18 protein-coding genes are annotated in these 20,795 nt (G+C 65.3%); 15 read left to right on the top strand and 3 right to left on the bottom strand.

Going from position 1 to position 20,795, the window contains the following annotated elements:
- Positions 1 to 15 precede the first annotated feature (15 nt).
- The gene (locus QCE88_RS28535) at positions 16 to 912 is read right to left on the bottom strand and encodes a LysR substrate-binding domain-containing protein (RefSeq protein WP_309908234.1); all 897 of its coding nucleotides are present in this window, start codon (positions 910 to 912) and stop codon (positions 16 to 18) included.
- A gap of 142 nt (positions 913 to 1,054) precedes the next feature.
- Here QCE88_RS28535 and QCE88_RS28530 point away from each other — a divergent pair, with 142 nt between their 5' ends.
- The 9 genes from QCE88_RS28530 (at position 1,055) to QCE88_RS28490 (ending at position 11,113) form a co-directional block, all read left to right on the top strand.
- Positions 1,055 to 2,548, top strand: a complete 1,494-nt coding sequence (locus QCE88_RS28530) for an aldehyde dehydrogenase (protein WP_309908233.1) — start codon at positions 1,055 to 1,057, stop codon at positions 2,546 to 2,548.
- Positions 2,549 to 2,584: 36 nt separating this feature from the next.
- On the top strand, positions 2,585 to 3,664 hold the full coding sequence (locus QCE88_RS28525; protein WP_309908232.1) for an ABC transporter substrate-binding protein: 1,080 nt from the start codon (positions 2,585 to 2,587) through the stop codon (positions 3,662 to 3,664).
- A gap of 16 nt (positions 3,665 to 3,680) precedes the next feature.
- Entirely contained in the window at positions 3,681 to 4,514 is an 834-nt protein-coding gene (locus tag QCE88_RS28520; RefSeq protein ID WP_309908231.1) for an ABC transporter permease, read from the top strand.
- Positions 4,511 to 5,362 carry an ABC transporter permease gene (locus QCE88_RS28515; RefSeq protein WP_309908230.1) on the top strand — a complete coding sequence of 284 codons (852 nt, stop codon included), beginning with the start codon at positions 4,511 to 4,513 and terminating at the stop codon, positions 5,360 to 5,362. The genes QCE88_RS28520 and QCE88_RS28515 overlap by 4 nt, the downstream gene beginning before the upstream one ends.
- Positions 5,363 to 5,379: 17 nt before the next feature.
- Positions 5,380 to 6,969, top strand: coding sequence for an NAD(P)/FAD-dependent oxidoreductase (locus tag QCE88_RS28510; protein ID WP_309908229.1), 1,590 nt, complete (start codon positions 5,380 to 5,382; stop codon positions 6,967 to 6,969).
- Positions 6,970 to 6,996: 27 nt separating this feature from the next.
- Entirely contained in the window at positions 6,997 to 8,085 is a 1,089-nt protein-coding gene (locus QCE88_RS28505) for an ABC transporter ATP-binding protein (protein WP_309908228.1), read from the top strand.
- A 68-nt stretch (positions 8,086 to 8,153) separates the two neighbouring features.
- Positions 8,154 to 9,803, top strand: a complete 1,650-nt coding sequence (locus tag QCE88_RS28500) for a class I adenylate-forming enzyme family protein (RefSeq protein ID WP_309908227.1) — start codon at positions 8,154 to 8,156, stop codon at positions 9,801 to 9,803.
- Positions 9,804 to 9,826: 23 nt separating this feature from the next.
- Positions 9,827 to 10,678, top strand: a complete 852-nt coding sequence (locus tag QCE88_RS28495; protein ID WP_309908226.1) for an amidohydrolase family protein — start codon at positions 9,827 to 9,829, stop codon at positions 10,676 to 10,678.
- Positions 10,679 to 10,732: 54 nt separating this feature from the next.
- Entirely contained in the window at positions 10,733 to 11,113 is a 381-nt protein-coding gene (locus QCE88_RS28490; RefSeq protein ID WP_309908225.1) for a VOC family protein, read from the top strand.
- 15 nt (positions 11,114 to 11,128) lie between these two features.
- Here the strand turns inward: QCE88_RS28490 and QCE88_RS28485 are convergent, their stop codons facing one another.
- Positions 11,129 to 12,379, bottom strand: a complete 1,251-nt coding sequence (locus QCE88_RS28485; protein ID WP_309908224.1) for a hypothetical protein — start codon at positions 12,377 to 12,379, stop codon at positions 11,129 to 11,131.
- 599 nt (positions 12,380 to 12,978) lie between these two features.
- Between QCE88_RS28485 and QCE88_RS28480 the strand changes: the two genes are divergently transcribed.
- The 3 genes from QCE88_RS28480 (at position 12,979) to QCE88_RS28470 (ending at position 15,724) form a co-directional block, all read left to right on the top strand.
- On the top strand, positions 12,979 to 13,299 hold the full coding sequence (locus QCE88_RS28480; RefSeq protein ID WP_309908223.1) for a DUF4148 domain-containing protein: 321 nt from the start codon (positions 12,979 to 12,981) through the stop codon (positions 13,297 to 13,299).
- A 234-nt stretch (positions 13,300 to 13,533) separates the two neighbouring features.
- A complete protein-coding gene (locus QCE88_RS28475; RefSeq protein WP_309908222.1) occupies positions 13,534 to 15,309 on the top strand; it encodes a chromosome partitioning protein ParA in 1,776 nt (591 codons plus the stop codon).
- Positions 15,310 to 15,316: 7 nt separating this feature from the next.
- Positions 15,317 to 15,724, top strand: coding sequence for a polyketide cyclase (locus tag QCE88_RS28470; RefSeq protein WP_309908221.1), 408 nt, complete (start codon positions 15,317 to 15,319; stop codon positions 15,722 to 15,724).
- 9 nt (positions 15,725 to 15,733) lie between these two features.
- On the opposite strand, the gene QCE88_RS28465 is transcribed toward QCE88_RS28470, so the two are convergent.
- Complete coding sequence (locus QCE88_RS28465; RefSeq protein ID WP_309908220.1) at positions 15,734 to 17,896, bottom strand: hypothetical protein; 2,163 nt, start codon at positions 17,894 to 17,896, stop codon at positions 15,734 to 15,736.
- 160 nt (positions 17,897 to 18,056) lie between these two features.
- On the opposite strand from QCE88_RS28465, the gene QCE88_RS28460 reads away from it, so the two are divergent.
- From QCE88_RS28460 to QCE88_RS28450, 3 genes are all read left to right on the top strand, one after another.
- Entirely contained in the window at positions 18,057 to 18,884 is an 828-nt protein-coding gene (locus QCE88_RS28460; protein ID WP_309908219.1) for an AraC family transcriptional regulator, read from the top strand.
- Between the two features lie 95 nt (positions 18,885 to 18,979).
- Positions 18,980 to 19,369, top strand: a complete 390-nt coding sequence (locus QCE88_RS28455) for a cupin domain-containing protein (protein WP_309908218.1) — start codon at positions 18,980 to 18,982, stop codon at positions 19,367 to 19,369.
- Positions 19,370 to 19,446: 77 nt separating this feature from the next.
- Complete coding sequence (locus tag QCE88_RS28450; protein ID WP_309908217.1) at positions 19,447 to 20,634, top strand: NYN domain-containing protein; 1,188 nt, start codon at positions 19,447 to 19,449, stop codon at positions 20,632 to 20,634.
- Positions 20,635 to 20,795 lie beyond the last annotated feature (161 nt).

Below are 20,795 nucleotides of genomic sequence, written 5' to 3'. Positions count from 1 at the left end.
CCGAAAAAGCGCGCCTCAGGCCGCCGCCATCCGCGCGGCGGTCTCCTTCAACTGCGCGACGAACTGATTGACGATCACCGATCTCGGCCTGCCCGGCGCGAACAGGAAACGCGGCTCCACGGGCACCGCCGGCGAAAAGCGCCGCGAGACGAGATCGGGGAACGAGCGGCCCATCAGCGCGAACGGATCCACCAGTGCGACGGCATTGGCTTCCCGCACCAGCGCGCACAGCACCGGCGTGCTGTTCGAGACGAACGCGCTCGAAAAACTCCTGCCCTGTGCGCGAAACGCCTCGCGCAGCCGCCAGCCGGTCAGCGTGTCCTCGCCGAAGGTGGCGAGCATTTCGGTGTCGAGCAGACGCGGCGTGACGGTCTTGCGATCCGCCAGCGGATGCCCCGCGCGCATCACGCAGCGCAGCTCCGCGCTGCAAAACTCCTCCACCTCCAGCGTGCCTGACGGCGCGGCCACATCGAGAATCCCGAAGTCCGCCTGATTGTTGTTCACGTATTCGACGACATGCCGCGTGGGCAGCGCGCGGATGTCGAATTCGACAGACGGATGCGTCTCGCGGAACTCGCCGACCGCCCGCGCGACGATGGTCGTGGCCAGCATGGACACGGTGGAGACGCGAATGGAGCCGCGCTGCCCTTGCTGGATTTCGCGCGCCGTTTCCGCAATCGATTGCACGCTCCCGAACAGCCGTTCGATCTCCGGCAGGATAGCCTCGGCCTCGGGCGTGCAGACGAGCCGTCCTTTCACGCGCAGAAACAGCGTGAGCCCGATCTCTTCTTCCAGCATCCGCAGGGTCTTGGTCACGGCGGGCTGCGACACATACAGCAGCCGCGCGGCCGCCGACACGCTGCCGGCCTTCACGACCGCACGGAAGATCTCGAGATGACGCACTTTGAGCATGGCGGACACCGGGAAAGGGTATAACTTTTCGGCAGGAACAAGCTTAGCAGAATGTATTGGTTTTCATACTTTTGAAACCGTACACTGATTTCAGTCGCATGAACGCATGAGCCAATCGAACTGACATTCAAGGAGCCTTGCTGTGAGCATTCCCGACGCAACGGTGTGGCGCGCACGCGCCGAGGCACTCCGGCCCGAGGGGCGGGCGTTCATCGACGGGCAATACGTGTCCGCACTCTCCGGCAAGACTTTCGCGACCGTGAATCCCGCCACGGGCCGGGTCATCGCGGAGATTGCCGAGTGCGGCAGCGAGGACGTGGACGTGGCCGTCGCCAGCGCGCGGCGTGCGTTCGAATCCGGCGTCTGGTCGCGCCGCCCGCCCGCCGAGCGCAAGGCCGTGATGCTGCGCTTCGCGCAATTGATGATGGAGCATCGCGAGGAACTGGCGCTGCTCGAATCGCTCGATGTCGGCAAGCCGATCGCGAACGCCTATAACGGCGACATCGTCAGTTCGGCGACCTGTATCCAGTGGTACGGCGAGGCCATCGACAAGCTCTATGGCGAAACCGCCCCCGCCGCCCCCGACATGACCACGATGATCGTGCGCGAGCCGCTCGGCGTGGTGGCGGCGGTGGTGCCGTGGAACTATCCGCTGTCGATGGCGAGCTGGAAGCTCGGCCCGGCGCTGGCGTCGGGCAATTCGGTGATCCTGAAGCCCGCCGAACAGTCGCCGCTCAGCGCCATCCGCATCGCCGCGCTCGCAGCCGAAGCCGGCCTGCCGCCCGGCGTGCTCAACGTTTTGCCGGGCTACGGCGAGACGGCGGGGCGCGCGCTCGGCCTGCACATGGACGTCGACGCCGTCGGCTTCACCGGCTCCACGGCGGTCGGCAAGTTGTTCATGCAGTATTCCGGGCAGTCGAACATCAAGCGCGTCGGGCTCGAATGCGGCGGCAAGAGCCCGCATATCGTGCTCGACGACTGCCCCGACCTCGACGCCGCCGCGCGCGCCGTCGCGGCGGGCATCTTCGGCAACAGCGGGCAGGTGTGCAATGCGGGCTCGCGTTTGATCGTCCACGCCGCCGTGCGCGATGAACTGCTGGCGAAGGTCACGGCCATCGCGCGCGATCTCGTGCCCGGCGACCCGCTCGATCCCGCCACGAAGATGGGCGCGATCGTGAGCCAGGTGCAGCACGAATCGGTGCTGTCGTATATCGACGCCGGCCGGGCCGATGGCGCGCAGGTCGTCGCGGGCGGGCGCGCGGCGCGGACGGAATCGGGCGGCTTCTTCATCGAGCCGACGGTCTTCGACCAGGTCAGCAACACCATGCGCATCGCGCGCGAGGAGATCTTCGGGCCGGTGCTGGCGGCGATCACCGTCGAGTCGCCGGAAGAAGCGGTGCGCATCGCCAACGACACCATCTACGGCCTCGCCGCCGCCGTCTGGACCTCGAACATCACGCGCGCGCAGCAGGTGTCGCGTCAGCTGAAGGCGGGCGTCGTGTGGGTCAACTGCTTCGACCGCGGCACGATGTCGTCGCCCTTTGGCGGCTTCAAGCAATCCGGCTTCGGCCGCGACAAGTCGATGCACGCCTTCGACAAATACATGGACTGGAAGGCCATCTGGATCGCTGGATAAAGCATCGCCCCGACCCGACCACTCAGGGAGACCGACATGAAAGCGCAAGTCCCGCAGCAACCCGAAGCCGATGCCGACACCCCGGCGCCCGCAAGGCGCGTATTCCTGCAACAGGCGGGGGCGCTCGCCGGGGCCGCGCTGCTCGGCGCGCCGGCCATCGTGCGCGCGCAGTCGAAGAGCATTGCCGTGACCTGCTGGGGCGGCGCCTACGAAGCCGCGATACGCGGCGCGTTCGCCGAGCCGTTCACGAAGGAAACCGGTATCGCGGTGACGCTCGTCAACAGCGCGGACCTCGCGCGCATGAAGGTGCAGGTGGAGTCGAAGAACGTCTCGTGGGACGTGTTCGACAGCATCGGGCCGCAGATCGTCACCGGCTCGCGCCAGGGCATGTGGGAAAAGCTCGATCCGGCGATCGTCAAGACCGACGGTCTCATCACGAAGACCGGAGCGGATTTCGTCGGCACGTATTCGTATGCGGGCGGCATCGGCTTCGATCCGAAGCGCAGCGGCAAGCCGCCGACGACCTACGCCGAGTTCTGGGACGTGAAGACTTATCCGGGGCGGCGCGGTTTGCGTCCGCGCGTCAGCGAGAACCTGGAGATGGCCCTGCTCGCCGATGGCGTCGCGCCCGACAAGCTCTATCCGCTCGATGTCGAACGCGCCTTCAAGGCGATGGACCGCATCAAGCCGGCGGTGCGCAAGTGGATCGAGACCACGCCGGAAACCGTGACGCTCATCGCCAGCAATGAACTGGACTTTACCTACACGTATCTGAGCCGCGTGCTGCCGGCCCAGCGCGCGGGCACGTCCATTCAGATGTCGATGAAGCAGACGCTCAACAGCCTCGAATATCTCGCGGTGCCCAAGTACGGCAAGAACACGCAGGCCGCAATGCAGTACGTGGCGTTCTGTTTGCGTCCGGACCGGCAGGCGGCGTTCTGCGAGATGGTCGAATTCGCGCCGAACACGGCCGCCGCGATGCCGCTCGTCTCAGCCGCCGCGAAGGCGCGCATGCCGGACATGCACGATGCGAACAGCATTGTCATCAACGACCAGTGGTGGGGCGATCACTACGATGCGCTGCAGAACCGCTTCACCACCTGGATGCTGACCTGAGCCCCCGGCGCGCGCGATGAACTACTCGCTGAACCTCAAGTCCGTGGTGGTGATGTTGCTGCCGCTCTACGGGCTGCTCGCGGTGTTCTTTCTCTGGCCGCTCGGCCTGGTGGGCTGGTCGAGCATCTGGGAAAACGGTTTCACCGCGCGCGGCTATGCGCAGGTGCTGAGCAATCCGCTGATTCATCGCGTGCTCGGCAATACGCTCGTCATCAGCGTGACCGCGACGGCGGCGAGCCTCGTGCTGGGTTATATCGTCGCGCTGCATCTGGCGCGGCTGCCCGCGTCGAAGCGCACGCCGTATCTCGTGATGGTGATGCTGCCGTTCTGGACCAGCATCCTCGTCAAGAGTTATGCGTTCACGGTGGTGCTGGGCAGCGCGGGGATCGTCGCGAAGCTCGCGGGCTGGATCAGCGGCGACGCGTGGCATCCGGACCTGATGTTCAACCGTACGGGCGTGGTGATCGGCATGAGCAACTACCTGCTGCCCTTCATGGTGCTGCCTATCCTGACCAGCCTCACCGCGCAGAACCGCAACCTCAAGTTCGCGGCGGAGATGATGGGCGCGGGTCAATGGCTGATTTTCGCGCGCATCACGCTGCCGCTCTCGATGCCCGGCGTGATCGCCGGCGTGCTGATGTGCCTGACGCTTTCGATGGGCATGTACATCACGCCCGCGCTGCTCGGCGGACCGCGCGACATGATGCTCGCCAATCTGATCGACTTCTACACGCGGCAGACGCTCGACTGGACGCTCGCTGCATCGATCGCGATGATGCTGCTCGTGCTGTCCGGCGTGCTGATCGCGCTGCTCGGACGTGTGCAGCGCGGCCAGGAGGCCTTCGCATGACGCCCACCGCCGCCCGTGCCAGCAAGGACTTCACTGTGCCGGAAGCGCGCCGCCGCGACTGGCGCGACGTGTGGCGCGTGCTCGGCACGCTCGGCGGCTGGTGCGGCTATCTGTTTCTGCTGCTGCCGAGTCTCGTTGTCGTGCCGGTGTCCTTCGGCGGCGGCAGCGAACTGAGCTTCCCGCCGAAGACCTTTTCGCTGGAACTGTTCAACCGCTTCCTGACCGATCCCGCGTGGTGGGGTTCCGCGCTCACGAGCGTGATGGTCGCGCTGCTGGCCTCGGCCATTTCCGTGGCGGTGGGCGTGCCGGGCGCATATGCGCTGGCGCGCGGCCGCTTCCCTGGCCGTCGCGTGCTGGAAACCTTCGCGATCACGCCGATGCTGATTCCCGTCGTGGTCCTGGGCCTCGGCATCTACAAGCAGTTCTCCATGCTGGCGCTGGTCAACACGGTGTGGGGCATTGCGCTCGCGCATGCGGTGCTGGTGGTGCCATTTGTCGTGATCGCGGTGGGTTCGGGGCTGAAGCACGCGGACCCGGCGCTCGAAGCGGTCGCCATGCTGATGGGCGCGAGCCGCGTGCGCATCTTCTTCCAGGTGGTGCTGCCGCAGATTCGCGCGTCCGTGGCCGTGAGCGTGCTGTTCGCGTTCCTGCTGTCCTTCGATGAAGTCGTGGTCGCGTACTTCATCTCCGGTCCGCAGACGACCACCTTGCCGGTGAAGATGTACAGCGCGCTTCGCTGGGAAGTGTCGCCGGTGCTGGCTGCGGTATCCACGCTGCTGACGCTCGTCTCGCTCGCCGTGTGCCTCGGCATCATGGCCCTGCAACGGCGCGACGCGCCCGCCGAATAATCTCTCTGACAACCATCATGGCGAACCAGTACGACGCGGTGATCATCGGTGCGGGCCACAACGGCCTGGTGTGCGGCGCGTATCTCGCGCGCAAGGGCTTCAAGGTGTGCCTGCTGGAGCGTCGCGGGCTCGCCGGCGGCGCGGCGGTCAGCGAGGCTGTGTGGCCGGGGTATCGCGTGTCGGTGGCGTCGTACACGATGGCGCTGCTGCAACCGCGCATCATCGAGGAACTGGAACTGGCGAAGCATGGCTACGAGATCATCGTGCCGCCGCCGATGACGCATCTCTACGGCGACGGGCGCAGCCTGACCGTGCGTGCGGAAGGCCCGCGTCTGTTCGAGGATATCGCGCGTTTCAGCGCGAAGGACGCCGACGCCTACAGCAAATATCGCGCGCACATGACGAAGCTCGGCAGGCTGGTGGCGGACATGCTGTGGGAAATCCCGCCCGATCCCGCCGATGGCGCACTCTCCGCACGAAGCCGTCTGCTCGGTTTTGCGTGGCGCTTCCGGGACATGGGCGAGCGCTTCTACGATCTCTACGACGTGCTGACGCTTTCCGCGCGCGATTACCTCGCGCGCTGGTTCGAATCCGACGAGATGATCACGGCGATGGGCTTCTACGCGTCCTGCGGCGGCGCGGCCACCAGCATCTGCTCGCCGGGGTCGGCGTATGTGCTGCTGCGTGGCTTTATCCGCGACCACACGACGCCCGCCGGGCCCGCCGGTTTCGTGCGCGGCGGCATGGGGTCGATCTCGGAGGCGATTGCCGCGTCGGGCAGGGCGCACGGCATGGAAGTGCGCTGCGACGCGCCGGTGGCGTCGGTGGAAGTGAAGGGCGAGCGTGCGACCGGCGTGCGGCTCGCATCGGGCGAACTGATCGAGGCGGGCTGCGTGATCTCGAATGTGGCGACCAAGGTGCTGTTCCAGCAACTGGTCGGCGCGGAGCATGTGCCGGCTGAGTTTCGCGCACGCGTCGCGCAGATCCGCGACCGTTCCACTGCGTTCAAGGTCAATCTCGCGTTGAAGCGCCTGCCTGTTTTCAAGGACTTCGACGCGCGCGCGGCCGGCTTCGATTATCCGGCGCAGGTGCGCATCGGGCCTTCGGTCGAGTATCTGGAACGCGCGTGGGACGCCGCCAAGTATGGCGAGATTTCGCCGCATCCGCCGCTCGTGGTGATGAGTCCGAGCGCGGTGGATCCGAGTGTCGCGCCCGAGGGAAAGCACCTGATGAGCATCTTCGGCCAGCATGCGCCCTATACGTTGCGCGAGGGTTCGTGGGACACGCAGCGCGAGCGCCTGTGCGAGATCGTGCTGGATACGCTGGCGCAGTACGCACCCGACATTCGCGAATGCATCGACGCGGCGCAGGTGCTGTCGCCCGCCGATCTCGAACGCATCTTCGCGCTGCCGGGCGGCCACGTGCATCACGGCGAACTCAGCGCCGACCAGATCTTCTTCCGCCGCCCGGTGCGTGGCGCGGCGGACTATCGCACGCCGGTCAAGGGGCTTTATCAGTGCGGCGCGTCGGTGCATCCCGGCGGCGGCGTGACGGGCGTGCCGGGGCACAACGCGGCGCAGGTCGTGATGCGCTGCGAGCGCCACTGAGCAGCAAACGAACAGCGGATTCCGACGATGAACATGATCGAACTGAAGCAGGTCTCGCGGCGCTACGGCGACGTGCAGGCGCTCGCGCCGCTGGACTTCAGCGTGAAGCAGGGTGAATTCGTCACGCTGCTCGGGCCGAGCGGCTCGGGCAAGACTACGTTGCTGAATCTGATCGCGGGCATGGTGAAGCCTTCGTCGGGGCAGATCTTCGTGCGCGGCGTCGACATCACGAACGCCCCGCCGAGCGCGCGCGGCCTCGGCATGGTGTTCCAGAACTATGCGCTGATGCCGCACATGACCGTGTTCGACAACATCGCGTTCCCGCTGCGCGTGCGCAAGCTGCCGAAGGACGAGATCCGCCGCCGCGTCACCGAAGTCCTCGACATGGTGCGCCTGCCCGACCTGGCCGCGCGCAAGCCGAAGGAGCTCTCGGGCGGACAGCAGCAGCGCGTGTCGCTGGCGCGCTGCATCGTCTATAACCCGGCGCTGATCCTGCTCGACGAACCGCTCGGCGCACTCGACAAGAAGCTGCGCGAACAAATGCAGTTCGAGATTCGCCGGCTGCATGCGCGGCTCGGCATCACGATGCTGAACGTAACGCACGATCAGGACGAGGCGCTTTCCATGTCCGATCGCATCGTGCTGATGAACGAGGGACGTGTCGAGCAGATCGCGACGCCCGACGAGCTGTATCGCGCGCCGCGCACGGCGTTCGCGGCGAGCTTCATCGGCACGGCGAACCTGATTGCGGGAACGGTACAGGAGAGCGGCGGCGAGCACATCGTGGTGTCGACGGCGCTCGGCATGCTGCGCGCGACGCGCGGCGTGAACGGCGTGTCGCGCGGCGCGGCCGTCAACTTGCTGGTGCGGCCCGAAAGCGTGCGCATGCTGCCGGCGACATCCGGCGAGGAGGCGCAACAGGAGCCGCGCCACGCCGGCACGCTTGAAGATTCGATCACGCTCGGCAGCGTGGTGCGCCATCACGTGCGCCTGCCGGGCGACATGCAGATCGTCGTGCAGCAACAGGGCGGCCGGCACGGCGCGGCCCATGCGCGGGGCGCGCCGGTGATGCTCGACTGGGCGCCGGAGGATTGCCAGGTGATCGCGCAGGACTAGCGTCAGCCAGGGCCAGACCCGCGGCATGCCATGCGCCGCGCTACGAGGATGGGTTTCAGGAGAACACGATGACAACACAGTCGCCGACCGTGGAGGACGAACTCGTCCGTCGAAAGCGCCAGGAACAACTCGCGTTGCCCGAGTCGCTCGGGCAGTTCGTGCGCGAGCAGGCCGCGCTTTATGGCGGCAAGACCGCGGCCGTGTGGTTCGAACGCGGGGTCAGCATGACCTACGCCGAACTCGATCGCGCGGCGTCGCAGCTTGCCGATGCGCTGGTCAAGCTCGGCGTGCGCAAGGGCTGTCACGTGGCGCTGATGTTGAAGAACGCGCCCGAGTTCCCGGTGACGTGGATCGCGCTCGGGCGCATCGGTGCGGTGATGGTGCCGGTCAATACCGCCTATACGCGCGATGAAATGCGCTTCGTGCTCGATGACGCCGACGTCCAGTATCTCGTCATCGATGAGGAATTCGTCCCGCGTCTGGAAGGCTTCGACACACTGCCCGGGCTGCTTGCATGGGACCGCGTGATCGTGAGCGGCGCGTACGACGCGCGCGGCGAGTTGTTGCAATGGGAAACGCTGCTGGCCTCGGGGCGGGCGGATTTCGCGGCGCCCACGCATGTTTCCCGCGACGACCTGCTGAACCTCCAGTACACGTCCGGCACCACCGGTTTCCCGAAGGGCTGCATGCTGAGCCACGACTACTGGATGATCCACTGTCACGGGGCGGCGCGGCATCGCAGGGGCGCGGACGCGGGCATCGAGAACGTGCTGATCTGGGCGCCGTTCTTCTACATGGATCCGCTGTGGCAGTTCCTGATGACGCTGAAGCTCGGCGGCACCGCGTACATTGCGGAGCGCATGAGCCTGACGCGCTTCATGTCCTGGCTGATCGACTATCGCATTCACTACTGCATCTTCCCGGAGCCGGCGTTGAGCCAGCATCCGCGCGGCCCGGGCGATGCCGGCGTGTGCCTGAAGTACATCAGCATTTACGGCTGGACCCGGCCGGCGCGCGAGGAAGTGCAGGCGCGTTTCGGCGTGATTGCGCGTGAAGGCTTCGGCATGACCGAGGTGGGAACGGGCGCGCTCGTGCCGGCCTGGGCGAGCGAGAAGGCGCTGGAACGCACCTGCGGTCTGCCCGCGCCGTTCCGTGAGTTGCAGGTTCGCCGTGAAGACGGCAGCCCCGCCGCTGTCGATGAAGTCGGCGAGTTGTGGATACGCGGACGCGGCATCCTGTGGGGCTATTACAAGCGGCCCGAGGCCAACGCCGAGAGTTTCGACGGCGACTGGTTCCGCACCGGCGACCTGTTCCGGCGCGATGCCGACGGCTTCTACTACATCGTCGGCCGCATCAAGGAGATGATCAAGCGCGCGGGCGAGAACGTCTCGGCGACGGAAGTGGAGACCGTGCTGCGCAGCATGGACGCCATCGACGAAGCTGCGGTCGTGCCGGTGCCCGATCCGCTGCGCCGCGAGGAAGTGAAGGCATACCTGAAGCTGCGCGAGGGTCTCACGTGGGCGGAGGTGACGCCCGCCGCCGTGTTCGAGCATTGCGCACGGCATCTCGCGCCGTTCAAGGTGCCGCGTTATCTCCAGTACATGGAAGGCGATTTTCCGCGCACGCCTTCGAGGAAGATCGCCAAGAAGCGGCTGATTGCCGAGACGGCCGATCCCTTCGTGAATACCTACGACCGCCAGGAAGCGCGCTGGCGGTGACCTGATCCGTGCAGGAGTCTCTCATGTTCGTGGACTTTTCGAGTCGTCCGCCCGTGTTGCAGTTCAACGGGCCTGCGGACCATCTGTCGAATTACCGGCGCGTGTATCAAGGCACGGAGGCGCAGGCGGCCAGCACCGTCTGTCACGATCCACTCGCCGATTACCTCGCGATCTACGAGCGGCTCCGGGCGCGGCACGTCGTGCTCAAGGCGCGCGACCTGACCAGCACGTTCGGCGTGAAGATATCGAACGAGGACGTGGCCGCGTTCTGCCGCACGCATGGCGAGCGCTATATCGGCTTCGCGGGCGTCGATCCGCATGCGGGCGCGGCGGCCGTCGCGGAGTTCGAGACCGCCGTGCGCGAACTCGGCTTGCGCGGTCTGAACGTGCAGGGTTTCGAACACCGGCTGGCCATCGACGACCCGTTGCTGTTTCCGCTGTACGCGAAGTGCGTGGAACTCGACGTGCCGGTGAACATCCATTGCGGCGCGAACTTCTCCACCCATACGTCGATGATGTACGGTCATCCGGCCGCGCTCGACCGCGTGATGATGGCGTATCCCGGCTTGCGCGTGTGCGCGTCGCCGCCGGGCTGGCCATGGGTGCAGGAACTGCTGGCGGTGGCGTGGCGGCATCCGAACGTGTGGATCGGCACGGTGGCGGTGCGCCCGAAGCTGCTGGCCACCGCGCATTCGGGCTATGAGGCCTTGCTGCAATACGGTAGAACCGTGCTGAAGCGGCGCATGATCTTCGGCTCCGCCTTCCCGATGATGCCGGTCGAACGCGCGCTCGAAGAGTTCGATGCACTGGAGATGGCCGACGAAGTGCGCGAGGACTGGCGCTGTCATAACGCGCTGGCCTTTCTCGGCTTGTGAGGGCGGTTTTTGCGTTACGCTGAGGTCTCTTCTTCACGCGAGCGAGGAGCGGTCATGAGCGAATGGAAACCGGCGACGTATCCGTCCGTAAGCCCGTATCTGGTGTGCGAGCATGCGGAGAACATCATCGAGTTCCTGGAACAGGTTTTCGAGGCAACGCTCGTGCGCCGCTTCGACCGGCCCGATGGCTCGCTGATGCACGCGGAAGTGCGCATCGACGACAGCATCGTGATGATCGGCGGCGGGGCGGCCGGGCAGGTGTCGGCGGGAACGCATGTTCACGTGTACGTGAGGGACGCGCAGGCGGTCTACGAGCGCGCGCTGCAACAGGGCGCGGAAAGCGTGCAGGCGCCCGGCCGCAAGCGTGCCGACGATGATTTCCGCGGCGGTTTTCGCGACGCCGCGGGCACGACGTGGTGGGTGGCGACGCAATGAAACCTGCGAGGGCGCTCAATGCGGCACGTAGCGCAAGGTCGCCGGATCGCTGTTCTTGAAGATCGCGAACCACGGAGCCACCAGTCCCTTGCCCACTTTGACGAAGGCCTCGCACTGTTTCGTGCGCGTGTCGCAGCGGCGCAGTTCGCCGGCGGTATCGGGCGTGTTGCCTGAAATCGGGATATAGAGCTTTCCGCCTGGGCCAAAGATCAACGCTTGCGCCGACGCGCGGTCCTTGCCCGCCTTCCAGAGCGGGATGGAATCGATCACCTTGCGGGAGCGCACATCGATCTTGATGATCCGGTCGACGTTGTTCCTGTCGTTCGGGTTCGCCGCCGCCGTCCCGTCGATGAAGCTGGTCACCCAGAGATAGCCCTGATCGTCGAATACGAGTCCTTCAGGACGGTGCAGGCTGTAGCCAAGATGCTGGGCGTTCACGGTTTCGTTGGTGACGATGACGGCGTCGAGCGCATGGGTTTGGGGATCGAAGCGAAGGATGTAGGCGAGCAGGGTTCGGGGGTCCGTCGACGGCACGGCGGGGCAGCCTCGCGCCGAAACGTAGAGCATGCCGTCCGGGCCGAACACGACGCCGCGCGGATAGAAGTTGGCATTGAACAGGGCGGGTTTGTTGCCGTGATTCAGCACCCGGATCGGGCGGCCGCCCCATTCGCCATATTCGAAGACATCGCCTTCATCCACCTTCTCGCAAGTCTCGCCGCTCTTGAGGATATTGGCGATGTAGTAGTGATCCGGCTGCCATGGGTGACGCCAGTCCCGGTTGCCGCCGCCGAACACAATGCCCTGTGGCGCATACGGTGCGTTCAGCGGCTCGATCAGGTAGTCCGTGAATGCACCTGAGCCGCCATTCAGCCGGAACACGGAGCCGTTGCCTCCACCGGGAAGCGAGTTGTTCTGATTGACCGCGAGCAGCTCGCCATGATTGAAAATGAGCCCGTTGATACCGAGAAACGCTGCGGGGCTATCCGGCCTGGAAAACACGGACACAGTTCCGTCAGCGAGGTTCACGCGTTTGATGGCGTCGTCGGTGGAATCGCTCGGGTCGCCGTTATCGCCGACATAGATGTATTCCGTGCGTCGGGAATCGCCGTTGCCGGTGTCGCGCGATGTCGCATCATCGGCCATGGCTGCGGGTGCGGCGGCAAGCGTGCCGAAGGCCATGGCTGCCGCTATCGCGAAAGTACGCGCATGGGCGAAACGCCTGAGCCAGTGACGCGTGCGTGAATGAAACAGAAGGTCCGAGTTCATCGTTCGTCTCCTTCGAAGCAGGGGACATGCATCATCTGCAAGGCGCAGCGAATGACGCCGCGTGTCTCGCGGTTCGTTTGAAGCGCGCAGCGTCATTCATCCGGATCGAACATGAGCGGACGGGAAACGTGCGTGATCCTGCGGAAGCGGCGCTAACCTGAAGGAGCGATTGCCATGTCGATTCTCCTTGTCGCGAGCCATCGCTTGAGTTGTATTGATTGCATGGCCCGTCCTCCGTTTCAGAGGACAAAAGAAGAGCGGGCTCGTCGCGGCGAGCCGGGGATACAGGGGGAAACTGAAAATGTGCCGAACGGTCGGAAGCGCCGAGAGAGTCCGGTGCGGACGAGAAATCTGGCGATGACCTGACTTAGCATAGACCGAACGAAGCGGATTGCAAGGAACTGAAAAGCGTCTCTCGCGCCGTTCTTTTGTATCTCACTGTATCCGTCCATCGCGACGATACACGTCGATTCACAACCGCTCTTCAGCGAAACACGCCAGATACGTCCCGCAGTTCAAATACCTCCAGGCCCAAGCGATCCGAAACACACAGCGGATCACAACAAGGCTCTTTCCAACACATCCATTGGAGGTAAGTCATGAAACTCATCTCGTCGCTGATCGTCGCTGCCGCTGTCGCGCTCCCCGCTCTTTCGTTCGCACAGTCGAACCAGCCGCTGACGCGCGCTGAAGTCCGCGCGCAACTCGTCGAACTGGAACAGGCCGGCTACGATCCGGCAAGCGACCAGACGCAATATCCGCAGAACATCCAGGCGGCCGAAGCCCGCCTGAACGCCGCGAAAGGCAGTTCGGCATACGGCGCGGTGGCGGATACCGGCGCGGTGTCGGGCGCGCGCGCCAACGTCTCGTCGGGCGACACGGCCGTCATCGGTCTCGGCTCGGTGTACGCCAGACCGTAAGCGTCTGTAGCAGTAACAGGCGGTTTTTCATCAAGCCCGGACGGCCCATGCCGTCCGGGCTTGATGCATGTCGGGACCGGTAAAAGGCGGCGTCGCGCACCGCCGAACCTGCCCCGCACTGCAAGGGCTTCACGGAAAATCGGTATCATCCATGTCCTCCGGCGCCGAATTCGCCAAATGTAACAATGCATCGCAGATTGTTTGCGTGCGACGCCACTGATTTTCGAGGCGCATATGCCCAACGACGTAGACACCATGACCGACGAGCAGATCGCGTCCATCGCCGCTCGACTCACCGAAGAAGGCCGCAAGGTTTCCCCGCTGACCGTCCGGGCGGAGCTGCCCGGCACATCGCTCGTCGCGGTCGCGGCCGGCCTGCAACGCTGGCGCGAGGCGCGTCAGCCGGAGGTGCCGCCGCAACAGGCCCCGAGCGGCCTGCCCGACGACCTCGCCGAAACGCTCGTCAACGTGGCGCGGCGGCTGTGGACGGTCTCGCGCGACGAAACCGAACGCCTGTCCGGGCAGCATCTGAGCGTGGTGAGCCAACGGCTCGCGACGGCGCTTTCGGATCGCGACGAGGCGCTTGCCGAGATTCAGAAATCCGGCGATGAAGCCGCGAGCTATCGACGGGAAGCCGAGGAAGCCAGCGGCCGGCTGCGCGCGGCAGAGGAAGCGGCGGCGCGGCTGAAGGAAGAGTTCTCGCAGGCCAGCGCGCGGTTGCAGGCGATCGAGGCGCGCGCGTCGATGGAGCAGTCGCAATTGCAGGCCGTGAAGGAATCGCTCGAAGAACAGCGCCGCACGAACGAGACACTCAGCGGGATGCTTGCGGGCAAGGATGAGGAAATCGCGCGCATCGGTCAGGAGCATGCGAATTTGCAAGCGCGGGTGTCGGGCAAGGATGAGGAGCTTGCGCGTGTCGGTCAGGAGCATGCGAGTCTGCAAGCGCTGGTGTCGGGCAAGGATGCGGAGCTTGCGCGCATCGGTCAGGAGCATGCGAGCTTGCAAGCGCTGGTATCGGGCAAGGATGAGGAAATCGCGCGTGTCGGTCAGGAGCATGCGAGCCTGCAAGCGCTGGTGTCGGGCAAGGATGAAGAGCTTGCGCGTGTCGGTCAGGAACACGCGAACCTGCAGGCGCTGATGTCCGGCAAGGACGAGGAAATCGCCCGTGTCGGTCAGAATCACGCAGACCTTCAAGCGTTCCTCTCCAGCAAGGATGAAGAGTTGGCGCGTATCGCGCAGGAACGCGACGCGCTTCGTCAGGACCACGCGACGCTCAGCCAGTCGTCGCAAGTCCGTTCCGACGAAGCCAGCGCTCAACTGCAAGCGGCCGAAGCGCGCGCCAGCGAGACGCTCCAGCGCATCACCGCCCTCGAAGCCGAACTGAACGAAGCGCGCGCCGCGTTGACGGCGGAACGCGAAGCGGCGTCGGTGCGTGGCGAGGAAGCATCGGCGCAGCGCGAGCAGGCGAGCCGCCTGCACGGCGAGCTCGAAGAAGCGCGCACGCAATTCAACCGCATCACGGAAGAGCGGGCAACGGAAAGCGCCGAACTCGCGCGCGTGTCGAACGAGGTCACGTCCCTGCGCGAACGCGCCGAATCAGCCGAGAAGAACGCCACTGAACTCGCGCGACGTCTCGTCGAAAAAGAGCAGGGCGAGGAGTCGGAACTGGCGTCGCTGCAGCGGCAGGTGGCCGCACAGGCCAAGGCGCACTCGAAGTCCTACGACGAACTGCGCGGCAACGCGGAGCAATGGGTCACGTATGCGAAGGACTTGCGTCAGCGTCTCGACGTGGCCAACGAGAAAATCCTGTTCATCGATGCCCGCAGCACCGGCGAAGTCGCGCTCATGCGACGCCTGGCGGTGGAACTGGAGCGCATGAAACCCGATCACGAACTTGTGTTCCGCGAGGCGCAGCAGAAGCTGATTGGAGACAAGATGTCGCAGCAGCTCGCGCAGAAGGGCTATCGCTACGATCCGGCGACCGCGGTCATGTCGAAGATCGAAGGCTGACACGGCCATGAGCGCGACGATGCAGGCCACGACGCTCAGTGTTTCCATCGCGCGCGACTGGCGCGAACTCTACGAGGCGATCTGGCGTCCCGAAGTCTTTTCGACGTGGGCTTCGGGACTCGCAAAATCGACGCTCGAAGCCGAGGGTGATCACTGGCGCGCACGCGGTCCCGAAGGCGACGTGCTGATCCGCTTCACCGCGCATAATGCGTTCGGCGTGATGGATCATCGCGTGACGCTGCCCGACGGCCACGAAATCATCATGCCCTTGCGCGTGATTCAGAACGGCGCGGGCGCGGAGGTGCTGCTCACGCTGTTCCAGCAGCCCGGCATGTCCGACGAACAGTTCGCCGCCGATGCGGATTGGGTCCGCCGCGATCTCGCCACGCTCGCCGCGCGCCATGGTGCGGCATAGCGTTCATCATCAAGGCGTCCACCGATACATCAGGATCTTCGCGCGCGCATCGTCTTCCACGAGCACGACATATTCGCCATTGGCCCGGCGCGTCGCGCTGATGCCCAGTTCCACGTCCACATAGCCGCTCGTGCCGCCGACATTGGCATCCGGCGTCATCACGCCGACCGCCGCTCCGGTGCGCGCGTCGAACACATCGACCTTCTGCGTGTACAGCTCTGCGACGAACAGATAGTCCCCCGCCGTCGCGACGCCGACCGTCGTCACGGGTGGCGTGCTCGCGGTATTCCACGGCAGCGCGATCGACCAGGTCATGACCGGCGCGCCGCCGCTCCAGTTGTCGTAGCGCGCGAGCACCGGGCCGGCTTCTTTCCAGCGCGAAGCATCGTACGGGATGTTCTGCGTGAAGCCCGAGACATACATCGTGTCGGTGGCCGCGACATACAGCACCCGGCCGATGCGCGTGAACGGCGCCGGCATCGCGTAGGTCTTCGCTGCGGCGTATGAATAAACCGGGTTGCCGAATCTATCGAAGCTCTGCACCGGCATCTGCCGGATGCCGCTCGTCGGCGTGCCGAACCATACCGCGCCCGCCGCATCGACCCAGATGAAGCTGTTGCCCACCGTGCTGCTCGTCGATGGATTGCCGGTGTATTCGCCATCGTCCATCCGGCCGTCGCCGTTCAGGTCGCGCCACATCCATTCGCCATAGGCTGGCTGGTTCGCCGGATAGCCGCCGGAGATGAAACCCTCCGCGAACATGCCCGATGGAATCGCGATATTGCCGTGAGCCGCGTCGAAGCGATGCACGTACAGCTCGTGCGAATAAGGATCGAGCGTATAGAGATACGGGCGATTGCCGTTGAGACGCCGCACCATCGGTTCGCCGCGCACGTCGCGGCCGATATGCAGTTCGGGATCGTCGGGATACGCGAAGCGGTCCACCGTATAGCCGGTGTATTTCCACTGCTTGCCGGGGGTCTTGCTCCAGTCCATCGTGAAGATCTTCGAGCCGGTGTAGATCGTGTCGGGCGCGCCGGGATCGAAGTCGGCGCCGTCGACGAAAACGAGGCCGTCCAGTTCCCACAGCAACGCGCGCGATGTTCCCTTGAATGCTTGCAGGACCGCACCCGATCCGACCGACGCCGAATTCAGCGCACGCGGGCCCTCGCCGTTCTGGCCCGCGTACAGATTGCCCGACGCGTCGAAGCCCATGCCCGTGATGAAGTTGAAGCGGCCGGCCTCGATGGTTCCGGCGGTCGCATGACTCACGCCGTTCAGTGTGCCGACCGGCGTCAGCGCCTGGAACGCCGTGGCCGTCTTGCGATACGGAAGAATTTGTTGGCCGGGGCCGATGTCGGCGACATACAGATCGCCCGATGGCGCGATCGCGAGGTCGGCTGGCACCGTGCCGGCCGGCAGGACGGGCGCGCCGCCGAGCAGGGCGCCGCTCGCCGCATAGTGCGCGATGGCCGGCTGCCCCGTCAGCGCGCCGGTGATGACCCAGAGCGAGCCGTCGCTGTCGAGCGCCATGCGTCCCGGCGACGAGACATCGAACGAACGCTTGCGGCGCATCGTCACGGCGTCGAACACGATGATGCGATTCGCGTATTGATCGGCGACGAAGAGTTCGGTGTCGTTCGCGGCCAGTCCGCGAATGCCGGCATCGGTGCCGGCGGGGACCGTATCGACGATCAGGAAGCTGTTCTTCGACGCATTCGCGCTGTTGCCCACGCCGCCCGCGAACGGCGCGCCCTGCGCGATATTGCCGGTTGAGCGGCGCGTGATGCCGAACCACGTATAGCCGTTCGGCGGATAGTCCGCGCCGGTGAGGCCGCCGTTCTGATTGCCGATCGACATCGCGGCATAAAGATACGCGCCGTTGGACGTCACGGCATCGCCGCCTGCTGCGCCCCAGCCGTGCGTCGCGCCGGCGACGGCCAAGCGGTCCCCGTTGCGATACGCCGCGATTTCGGCACCGCTCTCGTCCCACGGCGAGTTGGTGTAGACGGTGCCATCAGCGGCGACGCGCAGTGCCTGGATATCCTGCTGCATCCATTTGCCGTCGCCATAGCCCCAGGTGTTGCCGAGCCATGAAGTGGTGTAGGCGAGCGGGGCGGAGAGCGCAGAGTGTGCTGCGATGCAGGCCAGAAGGAGAGTCAAGTGTTTCATTGCGGGGTTCCTTGCTCGATGTCGCGTCCAGTCTGCTTGTCGGCGTGCTGAAGCGCGGCTTGAGACGGAAGCGCCAATGCACGGGCTCGGTGCGCATCGGCTAGTATTCGACACGGAAGTTGGACAGCGAATCAGCGCAAGCGTTGGATTGAGAGTGAACATGGACGGACGCAGGCAGGACAACATGCCGGACTGGGTGCGTCGGGCTGTGCCGGGCGAGGGCATCGAGCGCATCGAAGCCTGGTTCGGCGGCAAGGCGTACGGCGTGCACCGGCACGATACCTACGCGATCGGCCGCACTTTGGCGGGCGTGCAGAGCTTCAACTACCGGCGCGGCCTGCGCAACAGCATCGCGGGACAGACCATGGTCCTGCATCCCGATGAAGCGCACGACGGCCAGGCCGGCACTTGCGAAGGTTTTCGCTATCGCATGCTGTATGTCGATCCGGCGCTGATCCAGGCGGTGCTCGGTGGCCGCGCGCTGCCGTTCATCGAGGGCGGCGTGACCACGGACCCGCGCGTGTCGCGCGCCACTGAAGCGCTGTTGCAGCGTACGGAAGGCGTGTTGCCGCCGCTCGAACCGCTAGAACGTCACGATGCGCTGACCGAACTCGCGCTGGCGCTCGCGCAGGCTTCCGGCGCACGCCTCGCCGACGACACCGGTGACTACGCAAGCGCCGTGCGCGCTCATGACTTCCTGCTTGCGCATTGCGACTGCCTCATCACACTGGATGAACTCGAACGTGTCACCGGGCGCGATCGCTTTGCGCTGTCGCGCGATTTTCGCAAGTTCTACGGCACGAGTCCGTATCGCTATTTGACGTTGCGCCGTCTCGATCTCGTGCGCCGCCTGATGCTCGCCGGCACGTCGCTCGCCGATGTTGCCGCGCAAGCGGGGTTCGCGGACCAGAGTCACATGACGCGCCAGTTCACGCGCGCATACGGCATGCCGCCCGCGCGCTGGCGGGCGATCGCAGAGAAGCAGTAACGGGCATCGACGCCTGCACGATCGTTCAAGACCGCGCTGCCGCATGCGGGCACAGTAGGCTCCTTACGCTCTCACGACAACACGGAGTCAACATCATGCAGGCCATTCCCTCCTCACGCGGACAAGGCATCGCCATCGATCCGCTCGACAAGGCACGTCGCATCGACGGCTTCTGGCAGCAGCGCGTGATCGCCGAAATGAACGACTACCAGTTCAAGGTCGCGCGGCTCGAAGGCGAGTTCGTCTGGCATCGTCACGCGGAGACGGACGAGACTTTCATCGTGCTCGAAGGCGAACTCCGCATCGACTTCCGTGACGGCGCGATGACGCTGCGCGCAGGCGAAATCGGCGTCGTGCCGAAAGGCGTGGAGCACAAGCCCTATGCCGCGAGCGAGGTGAAGATCATGCTGATCGAGCCGCGCGGCGTGGTGAATACCGGCGATGCACCCAGCGACCGCACCGTGCCCAACGACCTCTGGATCTGACGCGCGCGCTTCTGGATTCGCGCCGGCAAGCTATCATGTGCGCATTGCAAAATGTGCCGCACAGGCCGGAGAACCATATGGCTGGACCTCAGGAAAGCGTCAGCATGGCGGTGTTCTGCGATTTCGAGAACGTCGCGCTGGGCGTACGCGATGCGAATTACGACAAGTTCGACATCCGTCCCGTGCTCGAACGCTTGTTGCTGAAGGGAAGCATCGTCGTCAAGAAGGCGTATTGCGACTGGGATCGCTACAAGAGCTTCAAGGCGTCGATGCACGAAGCCAGTTTCGAGCTGATCGAGATTCCGCACGTACGGCAGTCGGGCAAGAATTCGGCGGATATCCGCCTCGTCGTCGATGCGCTCGATCTCTGTTACACGAAGTCGCACGTCGATACCTTCGTCATCGTCAGCGGCGACTCCGACTTCTCGCCGCTGGTCTCGAAGCTGCGCGAGAACGCGAAGAAGGTGATTGGCGTCGGCGTGAAGAATTCGACGTCGGACCTGCTGGTCGCGAACTGCGACGAATTCATTTTCTACGACGACCTCGTCCGCGAGCAGCAACGCGCGGCCGCGCGGCGCGAGTCGCGCGAGACGCGCGAGCCGAAGCGCGCGTCGGAGCCGAAACAGGAAACGGACGCGCGCAAGTCGCAGGCGATCGCCATTACGGTCGAAACCTTCGAGGCGCTGGCTTCCGAGCGCGGCGAGAGCGGCAAGATCTGGGCATCGGTGCTGAAGAGCGCGATCAAGCGCCGCAAGCCGGGCTTCAGCGAAACCCAGTATGGCTTCAAGGCGTTTGGCAATCTGCTGGATGAAGCGCAATCGCGCGGGCTGCTCGAAGTCGGTCGCGACGACAAATCCGGCGCGTTCGTGTTCCGTTCGGCGGGGGTCGTTTCCGCCGATGTGCGGCAGGTGGAAGTCCCGGCCGTGACGCATGCGGAACCGGTGGCTGCGCCGTCGCCCGTGTCGCCGGAAGCGGACGAAGCGCTTCCGGTCAGCGAGGTTGACGCAGCCGAAAGCGCAGGCAAGGCGAAGAAAAAGAAGGCGGCCGCGCCGCGTCGCCCGCGCAAGAGTTCCGCCCGGCAGCCGGCGGCGGAAGCGCCGCAGGCACCGATCGCAACTCAGGCGCCCGAGGCTAGCGCGCCGCCTGCTGAAGCACCCGTCGAAGAAGCTGCCCCCGCGAAGAAGTCCTCGCGCAAGTCGTCGTCACGCGCGCCGTCACGCGCGAGACGTTCGCGCAAGTCCGAAGAGAAGCCCGTCGAGCAATGAACATCGGGCTGCGTCACGCGCCGTGGCGCGCCGCCGTATGTTCCTCGGCGCGCCGGCGCTTCTGCGAGCGGTAGATCGTCGCCAGCGCGGGGCGAGCAAAGCAAAACATCCGCATCACGAGCCGTGGGGGGGCGCCCCCAAGGGACGGGGGGGCCCCCCCC

It is taken from the genome of Caballeronia sp. LZ035 (genome assembly GCF_031451175.1).
Lineage (GTDB): Bacteria > Pseudomonadota > Gammaproteobacteria > Burkholderiales > Burkholderiaceae > Caballeronia.
The sequence above is the reverse complement of the archived record's forward strand: the minus strand, read 5'-3'. Positions and strand labels throughout refer to the sequence as shown.